This is a genomic window from Halorubrum sp. PV6 (assembly GCF_003990725.2).
Lineage (GTDB): Archaea > Halobacteriota > Halobacteria > Halobacteriales > Haloferacaceae > Halorubrum.
In genome coordinates this window covers 2,519,205-2,534,910 of sequence record NZ_CP030064.1, presented here as the reverse complement: position 1 = coordinate 2,534,910, position 15,706 = coordinate 2,519,205, and the positions used below count along the sequence as shown (strand labels likewise).

Annotated in this window: 16 protein-coding genes; 2 read left to right on the top strand and 14 right to left on the bottom strand. The window is 69.5% G+C overall.

The genetic code is table 11. From position 1 onward, the window contains the following. Positions 1 to 9: 9 nt before the first annotated feature. The 10 genes from DOS48_RS26705 to DOS48_RS26660 all read right to left on the bottom strand — a co-directional run bounded on the left by DOS48_RS26705 (position 10) and on the right by DOS48_RS26660 (position 7,432). On the bottom strand, positions 10 to 654 hold the full coding sequence (locus DOS48_RS26705) for an HAD family hydrolase (protein WP_127118620.1): 645 nt from the start codon (positions 652 to 654) through the stop codon (positions 10 to 12). Continuing rightward, positions 651 to 1,811 carry an acyl-CoA dehydrogenase family protein gene (locus DOS48_RS26700; protein WP_127118619.1) on the bottom strand — a complete coding sequence of 387 codons (1,161 nt, stop codon included), beginning with the start codon at positions 1,809 to 1,811 and terminating at the stop codon, positions 651 to 653. The genes DOS48_RS26705 and DOS48_RS26700 overlap by 4 nt, the downstream gene beginning before the upstream one ends. A 72-nt stretch (positions 1,812 to 1,883) precedes the next feature. Further along, positions 1,884 to 2,867 (bottom strand): AIR synthase family protein, encoded by a 984-nt coding sequence (locus DOS48_RS26695; protein ID WP_127118618.1) that lies wholly within the window; start codon positions 2,865 to 2,867, stop codon positions 1,884 to 1,886. Next, the gene (locus tag DOS48_RS26690) at positions 2,864 to 4,174 is read right to left on the bottom strand and encodes an alanine--tRNA ligase-related protein (RefSeq protein ID WP_127118617.1); all 1,311 of its coding nucleotides are present in this window, start codon (positions 4,172 to 4,174) and stop codon (positions 2,864 to 2,866) included. Before DOS48_RS26690 ends, DOS48_RS26695 begins: the two co-directional genes overlap by 4 nt. A gap of 78 nt (positions 4,175 to 4,252) precedes the next feature. Next, a complete protein-coding gene (locus DOS48_RS26685; protein WP_127118616.1) occupies positions 4,253 to 4,909 on the bottom strand; it encodes a hypothetical protein in 657 nt (218 codons plus the stop codon). Further along, on the bottom strand, positions 4,906 to 5,802 hold the full coding sequence (locus tag DOS48_RS26680) for a GAF domain-containing protein (RefSeq protein WP_127118615.1): 897 nt from the start codon (positions 5,800 to 5,802) through the stop codon (positions 4,906 to 4,908). Before DOS48_RS26680 ends, DOS48_RS26685 begins: the two co-directional genes overlap by 4 nt. Positions 5,803 to 6,031: 229 nt before the next feature. After that, positions 6,032 to 6,232 (bottom strand): dodecin, encoded by a 201-nt coding sequence (locus DOS48_RS26675; RefSeq protein ID WP_127118614.1) that lies wholly within the window; start codon positions 6,230 to 6,232, stop codon positions 6,032 to 6,034. Positions 6,233 to 6,294: 62 nt separating this feature from the next. After that, complete coding sequence (locus tag DOS48_RS26670; RefSeq protein ID WP_127118613.1) at positions 6,295 to 6,633, bottom strand: hypothetical protein; 339 nt, start codon at positions 6,631 to 6,633, stop codon at positions 6,295 to 6,297. A 134-nt stretch (positions 6,634 to 6,767) separates the two neighbouring features. Then, positions 6,768 to 7,013: a DUF5816 domain-containing protein gene (locus tag DOS48_RS26665; RefSeq protein ID WP_127118612.1), complete on the bottom strand. Its 246-nt coding sequence runs from the start codon at positions 7,011 to 7,013 to the stop codon at positions 6,768 to 6,770. Positions 7,014 to 7,066: 53 nt separating this feature from the next. After that, the gene (locus tag DOS48_RS26660; RefSeq protein WP_127118611.1) at positions 7,067 to 7,432 is read right to left on the bottom strand and encodes an iron-sulfur cluster assembly accessory protein; all 366 of its coding nucleotides are present in this window, start codon (positions 7,430 to 7,432) and stop codon (positions 7,067 to 7,069) included. Positions 7,433 to 7,615: 183 nt separating this feature from the next. On the opposite strand from DOS48_RS26660, the gene DOS48_RS26655 reads away from it, so the two are divergent. Beyond that, the gene (locus DOS48_RS26655; protein ID WP_127118610.1) at positions 7,616 to 9,886 is read left to right on the top strand and encodes a glycoside hydrolase family 32 protein; all 2,271 of its coding nucleotides are present in this window, start codon (positions 7,616 to 7,618) and stop codon (positions 9,884 to 9,886) included. On the opposite strand, the gene DOS48_RS26650 is transcribed toward DOS48_RS26655, so the two are convergent. Then, positions 9,871 to 11,202 carry a glycoside hydrolase family 68 protein gene (locus tag DOS48_RS26650; RefSeq protein WP_127118609.1) on the bottom strand — a complete coding sequence of 444 codons (1,332 nt, stop codon included), beginning with the start codon at positions 11,200 to 11,202 and terminating at the stop codon, positions 9,871 to 9,873. The two genes, DOS48_RS26655 and DOS48_RS26650, sit on opposite strands and share 16 nt — an antisense overlap. Before the next feature lie 256 nt (positions 11,203 to 11,458). Here DOS48_RS26650 and DOS48_RS26645 point away from each other — a divergent pair, with 256 nt between their 5' ends. After that, positions 11,459 to 12,529: a TrmB family transcriptional regulator gene (locus DOS48_RS26645; RefSeq protein WP_127118608.1), complete on the top strand. Its 1,071-nt coding sequence runs from the start codon at positions 11,459 to 11,461 to the stop codon at positions 12,527 to 12,529. A gap of 120 nt (positions 12,530 to 12,649) precedes the next feature. On the opposite strand, the gene DOS48_RS26640 is transcribed toward DOS48_RS26645, so the two are convergent. From DOS48_RS26640 to DOS48_RS26630, 3 genes are read right to left on the bottom strand one after another with little or no spacing between them, the layout of a single operon-like run. Next, entirely contained in the window at positions 12,650 to 13,777 is a 1,128-nt protein-coding gene (locus DOS48_RS26640; RefSeq protein ID WP_168654268.1) for an ABC transporter ATP-binding protein, read from the bottom strand. A gap of 3 nt (positions 13,778 to 13,780) precedes the next feature. Further along, entirely contained in the window at positions 13,781 to 14,746 is a 966-nt protein-coding gene (locus tag DOS48_RS26635) for a carbohydrate ABC transporter permease (protein ID WP_127118607.1), read from the bottom strand. Next, complete coding sequence (locus DOS48_RS26630) at positions 14,743 to 15,681, bottom strand: carbohydrate ABC transporter permease (protein ID WP_210755421.1); 939 nt, start codon at positions 15,679 to 15,681, stop codon at positions 14,743 to 14,745. Before DOS48_RS26630 ends, DOS48_RS26635 begins: the two co-directional genes overlap by 4 nt. Between the last annotated feature and the right edge of the window lie 25 nt (positions 15,682 to 15,706).

The window sequence follows — 15,706 nt, the reverse complement described above, 5'->3', positions numbered from 1 at the left end:
CGCCCGCCCTCAGCGCTCGTTCAGGTCCGTCGCCCACGCGAAGGGGACGCCCGCGCGCTCGGAGGCCACGGCGTCGCGCCGCGAGTCGCCGACGAACAGCGCGCGCTCAGGGTCGCTCCCGAGTCGATCGACCGCGGCGAGTACCGATTCCGGGTCCGGTTTATACGTCTCGACCGTGTCCCGCCCGACGATGGCGTCGGCGTCGAGCGCGTCGCCGAATCCGTGCGTCTCGATCGCAACCCGACACGCCTCCTCGCAGTTGAGCGAGCAGACGCCCGCGGGCGGCCCCGCCTCGTGGGCGCCGTCGATCAGTCGGCTCCCAAGCGGGAGCAGGACCGACTCGCGCGCGCCGGCCCGCTCGCGGTCGGCGATGGCGGCTTCGACCGGGTCGCTGACGCCGTACTCGTCGGCGGCCCCGAGTAACCCCCACAGCTCGTCGGTCGGCGGGATGATCGCGTGTTCGGCGTACACGTCGAGGACCGACTTCGCGGTGGCCTCCCAGTCGACCGCGAGCTCGACGAGGGTGCCGTCGAGGTCGTAGACGACGGCGTCGTACGCGCCCAGATCGATCGGCGGGTCCACGCTCGGCACGCCGCGGGCGGCGCGCTTCGGGGCGTCGCCGCCCGTCTCGGTCGCTCGGTCGTCGGTCGTCACTCGCCTAACACCCCCCGAGCGATGATCGTCTTCTGGATCTCCGTCGTCCCCTCGTATATCTCCGTGATCTTCGCGTCGCGGTAGAAGCGCTCGACGTCGAACTCGGTGGTGTAGCCGTACCCGCCGTGGATCTGGATCGCCTCGTTAGTCACCGACATCGCGGTCTCGCTGGCCCGGTACTTCGCCTTCGAGGCCGCGACGCGGTTGTCCTCGCCCGCCTCGGCCTGCCGGCAGGCCTCGCGGACCAGCAGGCGGGCCGCCGAGATGCCGGTCGCCATCTCCGCGAACTTGTGCCGGATCGACTGGATGTCGTCTATCGGGCCGCCGAACTGCTCGCGCTCCGCGGCGTACGCCTTTGCTTCGTCGAAGGCGGCCTGCGCCAGCCCGACCGCCTGCGCCGCGATACCGATGCGGCCGCCGGTGAGCGTCTGGAAGGCCGCCGAGAGTCCGGACCCCTCCTCGGTGAGCCGGTTCTCGGCCGGGATTCGGCAGTCGTCGAAACTGATCGCGGTCGTGTCCGAGGCCCGGAGTCCGAGCTTCTCCTCTTTTCTCCCCACCTCGAACCCCTCCGTGTCGGCCGGGACGAGGAACTGGGTGATCGACGCGTCGTCGTCGCCGTCGGTCTTCGCGAACACGACCGCGACCCCGCCGCGCTGCCCGTTCGTTATCCACTGCTTTTCGCCGTTGAGGACGTACTCGTCCGTCTCCGAGTCGTACTCGGCGGTCGTCGACATCGCCGCCGGGTTCGACCCGGCGTGCGGTTCGGAGAGACAGAACATCCCGACCGGTCGCCCCTCGTTCGCCATCGCCGGGAGCCAGCGCTCTCGCTGGGCCTCGCTCCCGAACTCGGCGATGCAGGACGCCGCGAGACAGTGGACGGAGAGCGCGGTCGCGACCGCCAGATGGCCGTACGCGAGCTCCTCGTTGACGACCGCGTACGTCGTCTCGTCGGCGCCGAAGCCGCCGTACGATTCGGGGACCGTCAGGCCGGTCACGCCGAGCTCGGCGAGCCCGTCCCACACGTCCTCCGGGAACGACTCGGCCTCGTCGGCCTCGCCGGCGCCGGGCCGGACCTCCTCGGCCGCGAACTCGCGAACGAGGTCGCGTATCGCCGTCTGTTCGTCGGTGAGCGCCGAGCCGACGCGCGTGCCAGTCATGCCACAGCGTTCACCGGCACAGGGAAAAAGTTGCGCGATCGGGGTGAGGGTCGGCGATCTCGCGACCGAACGCTACTCCCACAGCGGGTACAGCTCGTCTCGCGGCGCCTCGTCGATCCGGTCGCCGTCGAGGCGGACGCTCCCGGCGTCGCGCTCGTCGGCCGCCCGAACGTCGCCGATCACGGCCGCGTCGATGCCGGCGTCCGCCAGGGAATCGAGCGCGTCGTCGACGCGCTCTGGGGGTACCGCCGCGAGCAGCGCGCCGGAGCCGAACGTCGCCAGCGGGTCGACGCCGAGCGCGTCACAGCACGCCCGCGTTTCGGGTCGAACCGGGACGCGTTCGCGTTCGACCGCCAACTCGGTCCCGCTCGCGCTCGCGGTCTCGACGAGCGCAGTTAGCAGGCCGCCCTCGGTCGGGTCGTGCATGGCGGTCGCGGCGTCGCGCACGGCCGCCGCGTCGGGAACGACGCTCACGTCGTCGAGGAACGCGGCGGCCGCGTCGAGCGTCTCGGTCGCGACCCCCGCCTCGGCGCACGCCTCGCGGAAGTCGCTCGCGAGGATCGCGGTCGCCTCGATCCCGGCCCCCTTCGTGAGCAGGAGTCGGTCGCCCGGCTCGGCCCCGCCGCTCGACACGAAGCGGTCCGTCGTCCCGAGCGCGGTCATCGAACAGAGCGGCCTGTCGAGCGACGGCAACACCTCGGTGTGTCCGCCGACGATCGCAACGCCCAGATCACGGGCGGTCGCGTCCACCTGCTCGATGACGGTTCGGCGACGCGCAGCGTCGGCGTCGGGCAAAAAGAGCGTGTGCGTGAGCCATCGCGGGTCCGCCCCGCTCGCGGCCACGTCGTTGCAGGCGACGTGGACCGCCAGTTCGCCGACCGCGTCGGCCGCGAGCGACAGCGGGTCGGCGGCGACGACGAGCGTCCCGCTTGCGCCGGACAGATCGATCGCGGCCGCGTCCTCGCCGTAGGCCGCCCCCACCTCGACCGCGGCGTCGTCGGCCCCCGTCGCCGCGAGCACCTCCGCGAGCGCGTCGGGGCCGAGTTTTCCCGTCATCGCTCGCGAAGCCACGCCACGACGGCTTCCGGGTGGGCGTCGAGCCCGCCCCCCTGCGCGAACGTCGGACCGCCGCCACCGCCGCCGCCGAACTCGTCGGTGACCGCCTCGACGACCGCGCCGGCGTCCGGCCCGTCGCCCGCACCGGCCGCGTCGTCCGCCACCGCGGCGACCACGAACGGCGCGTCGCCGGTCCCGACGGCCGCGATCGCGTCCGGCGCGTCCGCCGCGGCGAGGACGCGCTGTGCCGGCTCGCGCAGGTCGTTCGGCGACGCGTCGTCGACCGTGCCGACGCCCCACGTCGCCCCGTCCGCGTCGACGACCGCGAACTCCCGCAGGCGCGCGGCGAGCAAGTCGGTCGTGACGGTCTGGAGGTCGGCTTCGAGGTCGTCGGCCCGTTCTCGGAGCCGGTCGACGGCGTCCGGGAGGTCCCCGATCCGGGCGTCGAGGGCCGTCGCCGCGGTGAGCGCCGCGTCGTGGACCGCCGCCTCGTGATCGATCGCGGTCGGGCCGACCGCGAACTCCACGCGGGTCACGCCTTCGCCGGGGTTCGACCGGTCGAGGACCGATATCGGGCCGATCTCGCTGGTGTTCCGCACGTGCGTCCCGCCGCAGGCGGCCACGTCCCACGGCGGCGCGCCCGCCCCGCCGGGACCGCCGGCTGCTCCGTCCGCCCCGCCGGGACCGCCGGCTGCTCCGTCCGCCCCGCGTGCCCCGTCGATCGTCACGACGCGGACCGCCTCGCTCCCGCTCATCGCCCCCTCCTCGGTCTTCGTATTAAAAGCGATCCCGTCGAGTGCGCGCGCCTCCGCCTCCGGCATCGTCTCCCACGACACGGGCAGCGAGTCCCAGACGGCGCGGTTGGCGAGCCGTTCGAGTTCGACGAGGTCGGCGTCGTCGAGCGGCTCCGCGGTCGTCAGGTCGACGCGGACCTTCGTCTCGGAGATGTCGAAGCCGGCGTAGCCGAGGTCCTCGCAGGTCCGGCGCGCCGCGCCGTACAACACGTGCGAGGCGGTGTGCGCGCGGGTGCAGTAGCGCCGGAACGCGTCGTCGACCATCGCCGAGACGGTCTCGCCGACCGCGGGGACGCCCCCGGACTCGTCGTCGAGGACGTGGACGACTCGCCCGTCGCGCTCGAACACGTCTGCCACGAGGGTGCCGTCTATCGTCCCTCGGTCCGCCGGCTGCCCGCCCGACTCGGCGTAGAAGTACGTCTCGTCGAGGACGACCGAGCGGTCGTCGACCGATTCGACCGTCGCCTCGAACGCGCGAACGTCGGGCTCCGCGGGAGCGCGTGACGCAGTCATACGCGAGTGGTGGTCGCGGTCGGATAAATAGGTGGGCGCCTCGCCGGTTGCGGCGGTTCTATCGGGTCGCGGCGTCGGCTACCACGACACCTCGATGGTGCCGTCGTTGTCCCCGAGGCCCGACACGTCGAGCGTCGCCTGCTTCCGCCCGGTCGACTCGACGTCGATGCGCGCGCTGAAGGAGGTTTCGAGCCCGACGACCGTGCTGTCGATGTCCGCCCCGATGTCGGCGCTCATGTCGATGGCGCAGACGCCGAGGGCCTTGCTGCGGCGCAGTTGGCTCAGGAAATTCGAGTTGAGGAACCGGTACACCGAGCGGGTGTCGTCCACTTCGCCCATGATCGTCGAACACAGCAGGATGCCCGCCCGAAGCGGCGCCTCCGTCTGCTGGGCCTCCGCGAAGAGCTCCGAGAAATCCATGCCGAGTCGGGTGAGGTCGCCGAGCTCCGCGACCGACTGGACGCCCTCGCCGCGGTCCGGCCCCTCGCAGGTGAGCATCGTGCTCCGGTCGTCGGCGCCGCGGATCGCGTTCTTCAGCGAGCGCTTGGTGGACCGGCCGCTGGACTCGGTCGCCAACACCACCGACTGCTCGTCTTCCGGCGCGGCGACGAGCCGGTAGAACACGGCTTCGAGGGCGTCGGAGTCGTCCGACGTGAGCAGGATGCTCGTGTTACCGGGGATGTCGTCTATCGCCAGCGAGTCGACGCCGAACGTCTGCCGACCGGCGAGACTCACGCTTCCACCTCCACGCCGCGGGCGTTCCGAAGGCTCTGTCTGAGTTCGAGAATCTCCATCGCCGTCGCGGCGTACTGCTGGAGGCTCTCGCGCTCCGCCGCCGAGTACTCCCGGCGCTCGTGGTCGATCACGCACACCTGCCCGATGACCTCGCCGTCTTTGTTCGTCATGTTCGCGCCGGCATACGAGACGATACCGAGGTTCTGTAGGGCGTCGTTGTTTGCGAACCGCTTGTCCTCGTTGATGTCCTCGACGACCATCACGTCCTCTTGGAGCATACTGTGGGTGCAGATCGTGTCCTCGCGGGTGATGCTGTCCCAGTCCGAGCCGGTACACGCGAGCACGTTCTCGACGTCCTTCTCGATGAGGCCGATGAACGACACCGCCACGTCGAAGCGGTCGGCGATGAGGTCGGTGAGCCGGGAGAAACTCTCTTCGATGGGGAGTTCGTCGACGTCGTACTCCGCCAACGCTTCGAGCCGCGAGCCCTCGGAGTCGGGGACGAGGAAGCCGACCTGTGCGCTGTGGGAGATCACGTCGTCGACGATGAAGCCGAGTCGATCGTGGGCGTCCGGGAGGTCCCTGTTGAGGTACTCGACTATCATCTCCTCGAAGGAGGCGGTGTCTATCTCGCTCGGCGAGACGCCGGTGAACAGGACGACCGGCGTGTGGGGGTCATCGCGTCGCAGGTGCCCGACGACGTCGAGACCCGTGCCGTCCGTGAGGTCGTACTCGGTGACCACGCAGTCGACCGCCTCCGACTCGATCCGATCGCCGGCCTCGGCGACGGTCGTCGCCGTGGTCGGTTCGAGGCCGTCTTCGCCCCGTATCGCCTCCGCCATCTCCTCGACACCCTCCTCTTTATCAACGCAAAGCACAGTTCGTGTACCCATACGGATCACAGCGCCGTTCCGCGCATAAGTGGGGGGTCCAAATTATCACGAGGCGTGACTGTAGTAAATCCCTGAAATGTTTGATTCCGTTTATCCGTCGTAATACGGGCGAAAGAGTGCTGCATCCGGGTGATACAGCGCGTCGATCAACGGGCGACGCTGCGTGACAGCGTCCGAGAATTACCGCCGTAAAACCGAGCGGGCCGCGTCGGTGCCCCCGGTGTCGCTCTCAGCCTTCGAGTTCGAACGCGACCTCGACTTCCGCCTGATACTCCCGGTCGGCCGCGCTGTCCAACTCGACGCCGAACTCCTGTACCTCGGCCCAGTAGACGTTCTCCAGCGTGTCCTCGGCGCGGTCGATCGCCTCGTCCGCGGCGGCGTCGAAACTCTCCTCGCTGGTCCCGATCAGCGTGATCTTTTTGAACACCATGTCACACGCTAGTTGGACACACGCTGATATAAAAGGCGGCGGTCACGCGACGCGAGGCGCGCTCAGGGGCTTCCCGGTGCGCCTTCCATGACGGCGAAGTCCTCGCCGTCGGCCTCGATGCCGATCACCGCCCAGTCGTACGGGGGTTTCGTCGAGACGAGCCGGTCCCTGAGGTCGCCCGCGCGATTGCGCCACGTCACGAAACACCGGAGGCGAGGCGTGTCCTCGGTCCCCGTCAGATACGGTTCGAGGTCGTCGGTCTCCATACACAACACGGTCACGAGCACGCGCCGCCACTTTCGTTCCGCGATGAACTCCTGTCCGCCCTCGGAGACGGTGTACCCGAGTTCGCGAAAGACGTCTCTGGCCTCCGTCGTCGGTGGAATGCTCGCAGTGGCCATCTACCTCACCGTTGGCCGGCTTCCGTGATAAAGTTTCTCACGATTTCGATTCGGCGCGATACCGCTGGCACACGCTCCGAACCGGCGTTGCTCGGGAGCGCTCACCCGACGCTGTGGCCCGGTTCGCCCAGCCGTCACTCGTGGGCGGCGTCCCACTCGTCGGGCTTCCGGAGGTTCCCGCACTCCGTACACTGGATCCGGCCCATCGTGTCCATCGCGGTGTCAAAGGAGTCGCAGTTGCCACACCGGAACCCCCACCGAGCCGACCCGTCCGCGTCGGCGAACACGACGTAAAAGGGCCCCTCTGCGCCCCGTTCGACCTTCGTGTGGTCGGTGTACACCTGCTCGCCGTCGCCCGTCGTCGAAGCGTCGAGACTCATGGCCGGTACTACCGCGCGGATCCGTTTAAAAGCGTGAGTCGGCGACGGGCGAACTACGTCCGGAACGACTCGCCGCAGCCGCACTCGGAGACGACGTTCGGATTCTCGACCTCGAAGCCGGCCGCCTGCAGGCCGTGTTCGTAGTCGAGTTTGCTCCCGCCGATGTAGTTCCGGCTCGCGGGGTCGACGAACACCCGCAGCCCGTGGTGTTCGACGACCAGGTCGTCTTCTTCCGGCTCCGTGTCGAACCGCATCCCGTACGAGAGGCCCGCGCAGCCGCCCTGCTGGACGAACAGCCGGAGCCCCGCCTCCGCCGTGTCGAGGCCCTCGCCCTCCAAAAGTGAGAGCGCCTCCGACGCGGCGTCCGGGGTCACCTCGATCGCCGGGTCGCTCCCAGTGTCGGCCGTTTCGGTACTCATGGGAACTCCTTCCGTTCGCACGGTAAAAACCCTGCCGGCGGACCGAAAGCGAATGTAACCGCGGACGGCAACGTTCGCTCGGACGACTCTCCGGGTCGCCCCGCCGGGTTCGCGACCGCCGCGAGACGAGCGCGCCGCAGCCGGGACGATACGGTTTTGCTTCGGTAGCGAGTGAACGCGGGTATGACCGATACGTCGATTCGCGTCGGGCTGTTAGTCGACGGCGACCCCACGGCCGAACAGCGCGCCGCCGAGGCGTGGATCGGCGCCCGCGACGGGGCGGCCGTCGAGGTCGTGTCGTTCGAGGCCCTCGCCGCGGGCCAGGCGCTCGCCCCGCCGGCGTCGCCGGAACCGGGCGACGCCGACGGCTCGCGGTCGCTCGGGGAGTCGTATCCGGGCGCCGGCGTCGGGGACGGTGCCGGGCGGTTCGACGTCCTCTGGTGGCACCGCGACCGCCCGCTCGGCGGCGCGAACCCCCTCGCCGACGCGGCGCCCGCGGTCGAGGCCTTCCTCGCGGCCGGCGGCGGCCTCTGTCTCAGCCTCTACGCGTTCGCGGCGGTCGACGCGCTCTCGGTCGAGTCCGTCCCGCCGGACCGCGTCGGCGACGACGCCCTCGGGGAGCCGACGGGAGTGCTCTGGCGCTCGCTGCACGCCGACCACCCCGCGCTCGACGCGCTCGACGGCCTTCGCCACCCCCTCCGGCGACGCGGGACGGTCCCCGGCGTCCGCTACGAGCGCGTGCTCCCCCGAGCGGGCGAGCCCCTCGCCTCGACGGTCCGCGGCGACACGGCGGTCCCGGAGGAGGTGACGGTCGTCTCGTGGCCCGCCGGCGACGGCGCCGTCCTCGGGGTCGGCGCGCCCGTGCTGTTCGCCGAGCCACCGACGGACGGTCACACCGAACACGACCCGCGCCTCGACGCGGCTCGGGACCGACTGTTCGCGGGGTGTCTCAGGAGCCTCGCGTCGCCCGAGGCGGTCCCGAGCCGTCCGGAGAGCGCCGACGACATGCGCCGGCTCCGCGAGCGCGTGGACGAGGCGGGCGAGGACGGTCCCGGCGGCCGGCCCGCGTACCACCTCACGGCGCCCGCGAACTGGCTGAACGATCCGAACGGGCTCATCAGGTGGAACGGGCGGTACCACGTCTTCTACCAGTACAACCCCGGCGGCCCGTACCACAACAGCATCCACTGGGGCCACGCCGTCAGCGACGACCTCGTCACGTGGCGCGACGAGCCGGTCGCGCTCGCCCCCTCTCCCGACGGCCCCGACCGCGACGGCTGCTGGTCCGGCTGTGCGGTCGACGACGACGGCACGGCGACGCTGCTGTACACGGGCGGGGCCGGCCGCGATCAGCTCCCCTGTCTCGCGACCACCGACGACCCCGGCCTCCGGTCGTGGGAGAAGTACGAGGGCAACCCCGTCATCGAGGCGCCGCCGGCCGACCTCGGCGTCCTGGAGACGGACGCCTGGCGCGCGGAGTTCCGCGACCACAACGTCTGGCGCGAGGACGGCACGTGGTACCACCTCGTCGGCACGGGGCTCTCCGACGGCGGGGGCGCCGCGCTGCTGTACACCGCCGACGACCTCCGCGAGTGGACCTACGAGGGTCCGCTCCTCACGGGCGGCCCGGACGCCGGCGCCGTCTGGGAGTGCCCCGAACTCCTCGACCTCGGCGACCGGCGGCTCTTCCACGTCTCCGACTACGAGAACGTCGTCTACTTCCTCGGCACCCTCGAAGACGGCGAACTCGTCGTCGACTCCGAGGGGCTGCTCGATCACGGCGACTTCTACGCGCCGCAGTCGCTCGACGACGGCGACCGGACGCTCACCTGGGGGTGGCTCCCCGAGGCCCGCGACGTGGCCGACCAGTGGGACGCCGGCTGGTCCGGCGCGCTGTCGCTCCCGCGGGTGATCGAACTGGGCGACGACGGGGGCCTCCGGCAGCGACCGGCCGAGGAAGTGACCGACCTCCGCACGGAGCAGATCGCCGACCACCGCGACGTGCGCCTCGACGCCGGCGACCGGCGTCGGCTCGACGCCGCCGGCGCGACGATCGAGATCGACGCGGAGATCGCCTTAGACGACGCCGAGGCGGTCGAACTGTCGGTGTTCGAGACGCCGGACCGCGCGGAGCACACGCCGATCCGCTACGAGCGCGACGGCACGCTGACCGTCGACCGGGCGCCGTCGAGCGGCGACTCCGAGTCGTTCACCGACCCGCAGTCGATGTCGGTCCCGCCGTACGACGAGCCGCTCTCGCTGCGGGTGTTCGTCGACCGGTCGGTCGTCGAGATATACGCGAACGGTCGGCACTGCCTGACGAGCCGGGTGTACCCGACCCGCGAGGACGCGGTCGACGTCTCTGCGGTCGCCGAGGGCGGGCGCGCGTCGCTCACCCGGCTGACCGCGTGGCGCCTCGACGGCCTGATGGAGCCGTCTCAGAACTCGCCGTAGTACCCCGCCGCGAGGCCGGTCCCCGCCTCGGCGACGCCCTCGTCGAAGTCGGCGGGGAGCTCTGACCCGTCAGCCGGCGGGAGCGACTCGTCCGGGGTCGGGACCCGCCACGCGTCGAGCGCTCCGAGCAGCCGAGTCCGGTCGCCGTCGACCGCCAACCGGAGGGTCGGCGCGAGCGTCCCGCCGAAGCGGTCCCGCTGTTCGGCCTCCGGCAGTTCGGCGACCGCGTCGAGCGAGTCGCCCGCGAAGTCGTGGTAGTTGAGGAAACTCTGTATCAGCACCTCCTCGTCGTGGGCGAACGTCATCCACGAGTACGCCTGGAACGGCGCGCTCGGCGGGTTCGTGGCGACGAGCCCCGAGCCGTTGAGCGGCCGGTACTCGCCCCCGAACGCGTCGGCGACGAACCCGTACAGCCCGTCGGGGCCCGTGACGCCCGGCGCGAACGTGTGGACGTGGCTACAGACGAACAGGTAGTAGCGACCGTCGGCGACGACGACGTGCGGCCGCTCTAACTCCTGGTTCACTTCGAGCGAGTCGAGGAGCGGCGGCCGAAGTTCCCACGACAGCGGGTCGCCGGACGGGGAGGCGGCGACGCCGATACAGCCGTTGAACGCCCGTCTCTCGGTCGTCTCGGCGTCGTCGCCCTCGCGTTCCGGCGCCGGGACGTTCGCCTCGAAGAGGAGGTGCGTCTCGCCGGTCGCGGGGTCCTCGAAGAACCACGGGTCGCGGAACGTGTAGGTCATTCCGCGCGACTGCGCCTCCGTCTCGTACCAGTCGCCGTCCGGCTCCAGCAGCGTCTCGTGGGTCCACGGGCCCGCGAGCTCGATCCCCTCGTCGGTCGCGGCGACCGTGCCGCCGTGCGCGACCGCGATCCGCTGGGTGTAGGTCAACTCGTCGGCGTCGTCGCGGCCGGCGGCCGTGTAGTAGAGGTAGAGATCGCCGTCGTCGTACAGCGCCGAGCCGGCCCACTGCCGCTGCCCGAGCGCGCCGCCGTCGAAGACCGCCCCGGCGTCGCGCCAGGTCTCGCCGTCGGCCGAGTAGAAACACCGGATCTCGGCCACGTCGTGGCGCGTCCCCGGAAGTAGGTCCGCGGGCGCGGTAAGCGAGAAGGCCAGCCGATACCCGTCCACGTCGGCGATCTCGCCGTGCCGGTCGCGCAGGAGCCACGTGTCCCAGACGTGTAACTCCGGGAACGGGTCGACCGTCGGCGGTCCCGCCGGCGGCGCGACGTTTCCGTGTCGACGCTCGATGGACGCGGCTTGGCCCCTGGTCCATCGCGACCGATGGGGGCCGTCGCCGCCGGACGTCTCGTGCATACGTTCTCTCCGCGACGAACCGAATAAAGCCTTTTCAGTCGGCGCCTCGGTGGCCGCCGCCCGCGGTTCGTCGCGGGTCCGTCACGGAAATAAAACATTTTACCATGGCCGTGGTAAAGTACATCATGATTAATCGATCTCCCGGTCGAGCCCGAGCGAGCGGTGGGCTCTCTGAGCGCTCCGTTTCGCTCTGCGCCGCCGGCAATCGTGACGGTGTGTCAATCACGTGTCGCCGTCCGGCCGGGGAGCGGTGAACATGGACCGGGCCGAACTCACCGAGACGCTGGAGGACGCCGGCCTCTCGCCGTACCAGGCCGACGCCTACGTCACCGTGCTCGAACTCGGCGCGGCGCCGGTGACGCGCGTCGCCGACGCCAGCGGCGTCCCCGACCCGCGGATCTACGACGTGTTACGCGACTTAGAGAGCGCCGGCTACATCGAGACGTACAAACAGGAGTCGCTGTACGCCCGCGCGAACGACCTCGACGAGATCACCGGCGACCTCCGGACGCGCGCGAGCCGGTTCACCGCGGCGACCGAGGAGATAGAGCGGCGCTGGAACGAGCCGTCCGTCGAGCAGTCGACCGTGAGCATCGTGACGCGGTTCGAGACGGTGATCAAAAACGCCGCCGAGTTCATCGGCGACGCCGAGACGCAGGTGAACGTTTCGCTCGGCATCGAGCACTTCGACCGGCTCCGCGGCGCGCTCAAGGCCGCCACCGAGCGCGGCGTCCGCGTCAACCTCTCGCTTCACACGCCCGACGGCGACCCCGCCGACCTCCCCGGTCCCGACGCGCTCGCCGAGGTCTGCTCCGAGGCGCGCCACCGCCGGCTCCCCTCGCCGTTCGTCGTCATCGTCGACCGGACGAAGACCTGCTTCGCGCCGCACGCGGGCTCGACCAACGAGTACGGCGTGCTCGTCGACGACCGCACCCACTCGTACGTGTTCCACTGGTACTTCCTGACGACGCAGTGGGACACGTGGGAGTCGATATACACCTCCCGCAGCGACGACCCGCCGATCGACTACATCGACATTCGGTACTGCGTCCGGGACGTCGCGCCGCTCCTCCGGGACGGGGCGAGCGTCAAACTCCGTATCGAGGGCACCGACACCCAGAGCGGGGCGGACCGCGTCGTCGAGGGGCTCCTCTCCGAGGTCATCGTCACCGGCGACGGCGCGGTCGACGCGGAGACCATCGCCAGCTACGGCGGGCAGGTCGGGCTCATCGTCGAGACCGCCGACGGCACCGTCGAAGTCGGGGGTTGGGGGGCGATGGTTGAGGCGGTCGAGGCCCACCAGATAACGGTCGAAGCGGTCGACTGAGGCGAGCGCCCGCCGGTCGACGCGTACGTCGCGTCGCGCCGCTCGCCGTCGCTCGTCGCGAGCCGCCGACAGAAGAAGGGATCCGCATCGCCCGCTCTCGCGAGCGCGTGACCGCGTTGGCTACTCCAGCGAGTGGGTGACCGCGTCGCCGCTCGCCCGGTCGAAGAGATGGACGTTCTCGCGATCCATCACGATCCGGATGTCGTCACCCTCCGCGATGTCGGTGTCGGGCGCGAGGTTGATGAGCAGCTGGCCCTCGCCGCGCCCCTCGGCGCTCGCCTCGACGTCGCGGTCGAACAGGAGGTAGGCGTTGACCTCCTTCCCCATCGGCTCGATGACGTCCACCACGGCGTCGAACGCCTTCGTCGGGGAGGCCGCCTTCCGGGCGTCCTCCTCTAAGAACACGTCTTCGGGCCGGATGCCGACCGTGATGTCTTGTCCCGGCGACACCCCGTGGTTCGCCGGGTCGAAGTCGACCTGCGCGTACTCCGAGTCGAAGCCGCCGTCGATGACCTCGCCCTCGATGAAGTTCATCGCGGGCGACCCGATGAAGCCGGCGACGAACAGGTTCGCCGGCTCGTTGTAGCACTCCAGGGGCGGCGCCACCTGCTGGAGGACGCCGCCGTTGATCACGGCGATGCGGTCGGACATCGTCATCGCCTGCGCCTGGTCGTGCGTGACGTAGATGATCGTCGTGTCGAGTTCGCGGTGGAGCCGCTGGAGCTGGGTGCGCATGTGGACCCGCAGCTCCGCGTCGAGGTTCGCCAGCGGCTCGTCCATCAGGAACACGTCCGGCTCCCGGACGATGGCGCGGGCGATGGCGACGCGCTGCCGCTGCCCGCCGGACATCTCCTTCGGCATCCGGTCCATCATCCCCTCCAACTGCACGACGTCGGCCGCCTCCTCGACGCGCCGGTCGATCTCCTCCTGGTCGTACTTCCGGAGCCGGAGCCCGAAGGAGATGTTCTCGTACACGTCCATGTGCGGGAACAGCGCGATGTTCTGGAACACCATCGAGATGCCCCGGTCTTTCGGCGGCAAGTCGGTGACGTCCCGGTCGCCGATGTTGATCGCTCCCTCGGTCGGCAGCGTGAGGCCGGCGATGGTCTCCATCGTCGTCGACTTCCCGCACCCCGACGGTCCGACGAAGGTGATGAACTCACCGTCGCGGATCTCGAGGTTCATGTCGTTGACGGCTGTTACGTCCTCGTACTGTTTCGTGATATCTTGCAGTGTTACGGATGCCATGGTTTACTCTTTGACCGCCCCCGCGGTCAGTCCGCTGACGATCTTCTCCTGTGCGACGATGACGAGTATCGCGACCGGCAGCACCGCGACGATACTGGCCGCCGCCATGAGGTTGAACAGCACCTCGAACTCGCCTTGGAAGCGTAAGATCCCCTCCAACATCGGGGCCCAGCTCCCCGGCCGCCCGTCGGTCATCAACGAGGAGAAGAAGTACTCGTTGTAGACGGTGATGAACGTCAACACGCCGGCGGTCGCCACGCCCGGCGCCGAGAGCGGCACGATGATCCGGAACAGCGCGCCGAGACGCGTCGTTCCCTCGACCCGAGCGGCGTCTTCGAGGCCGTCCGGGATCTGCGAGTAGAACGTCATCAGGATGAAGATCGACAGCGGCAGGTACAGCGCCGAGAGCGGAATGAAGATCGCGTACGGCGTGTTGTACAGCGATCCGTCCTGCATCAGCGGCCGTAGGATGTCGATGTTCTGATTGAACAGTCGGTTCAGCGGCACGAAGAAGGCCGCGGGCGGGAAAAACGAGGTGACGAGCACGCTGAGCAACAGCACGTTCTTCGCGCGGAACCGGAGCCGTCCGAAGACGTACCCGGCGAGGCTCGCGACGAACAGCACGATGACGGTCGCGACGACCGCGATCAGGAAGCTGTTGAAGATGTACCGGTGGAACGGCAACCGGGTGAATATCTCGATGAACGCGCCCGGATTGAACCCGCCGGGCGTGAGAACGCCGACGCTGCTGAGGTCGCTCCGCGGCGTCAGCGCCACCATCAGCAGCCAGTAGAACGGGAACAGCGTGGTGACGAGGAAGAATATCGTCGCCACGTAAAACGTCGCCCGGTAGGCGCGCTCGGGGTTCGAGATCATCTTCGCGGCCCACGCCTCGATCATGCCGCGGTCGAGGTCGGGCTCTTCCTCCTTCTCCATCGCCGCCAGGTCGGTTCGGTCTTGCTCGCTCATGTGACACCAGCCTCCGTGTCGCGCAGGCTAACCAGGTACAACAGAACCAAGACGCCGATGACGACGGCCGTCAGGAACGCGACCGCCGACGCGGTCGCCCAGCGTCGCGTGTTCTGTAACGCGGTGATGACCAGACAGCTCATCGACGGCACCGTCTGACAGCCCGCCGTCGCGTCGATGAGCCCGTAGATTCGCATCGCGTCCATCGTCCGGAACAGCATCGCCACGAGCAGCGCCGGCGCGATGAGCGGGAGCGTGATGTACTTGAACTGCTGCCACGGCGAGGCGCCGGAGACGCGGGCGACGTCGTAGAGCCCGCGGTCGATGCTCTGGAGCCCGGCGAGAATGAGCAGCGCCATGAACGCCGACGTCTTCCAGATGTCGGCCACCAACACGATGATAAACGAGTCGGTGGCGTTCGTCAGCGGGTTGTTCCCGAAGACGCCGATCCCCTGCATGAACTCCGCCGCGAAACCGACGGTCGGGTTGAACATGAGGTAGAAGATCATCGCCTGGATGACGATGGGAATGGCGTACGGGATGATGATCGCGACGCGAACCCAGCGTCGACCGTAGAACTCCTGATCGAGAACGATCGCCTGTCCGAAGCCGATCAGCGTCTCGAACAGCACGCTGAGGATCGCGAACGCGAGCGTCACGAAGAGCGCCTGCTGCAGTATCGGCGTCGCGAACGACGGGTCGAAGAACTGCTGTGGCAACAGCGCCTCGCCCGTCAGCAGCGCGGCGTAGTTGTCGAACCCGATGAACTCGCCGAACGGCGTCGGCGCGGCCGTCTGATCGGCCAGCAGCGAGAACGAGAACGTCCGCAACAGCGGGTAAAAGGCGATGACGGCCAAGAGCAGGAACGCCGGCGCTAACAGGACGTAGGCGAACGTCGCCTCGCTCTGGGTTTCGAGCCAGTTCAGCGGTCGCATGAGCAGCCGCGTGTCGGTGTCTTGT

Excerpts from the sequence above, each read along its gene's own strand:
- DOS48_RS26645 (WP_127118608.1), top strand. The coding sequence starts at position 11,459 with ATGGACCGGGCCGAACTCACCGAGACGCTGGAGGACGCCGGCCTCTCG.
- DOS48_RS26650 (WP_127118609.1), bottom strand. The coding sequence starts at position 11,202 with ATGCACGAGACGTCCGGCGGCGACGGCCCCCATCGGTCGCGATGGACC.
- DOS48_RS26665 (WP_127118612.1), bottom strand. The coding sequence starts at position 7,013 with ATGAGTCTCGACGCTTCGACGACGGGCGACGGCGAGCAGGTGTACACC.
- DOS48_RS26640 (WP_168654268.1), bottom strand. The coding sequence starts at position 13,777 with ATGGCATCCGTAACACTGCAAGATATCACGAAACAGTACGAGGACGTA.
- DOS48_RS26670 (WP_127118613.1), bottom strand. The coding sequence starts at position 6,633 with ATGGCCACTGCGAGCATTCCACCGACGACGGAGGCCAGAGACGTCTTT.
- DOS48_RS26635 (WP_127118607.1), bottom strand. The coding sequence starts at position 14,746 with ATGAGCGAGCAAGACCGAACCGACCTGGCGGCGATGGAGAAGGAGGAA.
- DOS48_RS26655 (WP_127118610.1), top strand. The coding sequence starts at position 7,616 with ATGACCGATACGTCGATTCGCGTCGGGCTGTTAGTCGACGGCGACCCC.
- DOS48_RS26630 (WP_210755421.1), bottom strand. The coding sequence starts at position 15,681 with ATGCGACCGCTGAACTGGCTCGAAACCCAGAGCGAGGCGACGTTCGCC.
- DOS48_RS26700 (WP_127118619.1), bottom strand. The coding sequence starts at position 1,811 with ATGACTGGCACGCGCGTCGGCTCGGCGCTCACCGACGAACAGACGGCG.
- DOS48_RS26680 (WP_127118615.1), bottom strand. The coding sequence starts at position 5,802 with ATGGGTACACGAACTGTGCTTTGCGTTGATAAAGAGGAGGGTGTCGAG.
- DOS48_RS26690 (WP_127118617.1), bottom strand. The coding sequence starts at position 4,174 with ATGACTGCGTCACGCGCTCCCGCGGAGCCCGACGTTCGCGCGTTCGAG.
- DOS48_RS26695 (WP_127118618.1), bottom strand. The coding sequence starts at position 2,867 with ATGACGGGAAAACTCGGCCCCGACGCGCTCGCGGAGGTGCTCGCGGCG.
- DOS48_RS26675 (WP_127118614.1), bottom strand. The coding sequence starts at position 6,232 with ATGGTGTTCAAAAAGATCACGCTGATCGGGACCAGCGAGGAGAGTTTC.
- DOS48_RS26660 (WP_127118611.1), bottom strand. The coding sequence starts at position 7,432 with ATGAGTACCGAAACGGCCGACACTGGGAGCGACCCGGCGATCGAGGTG.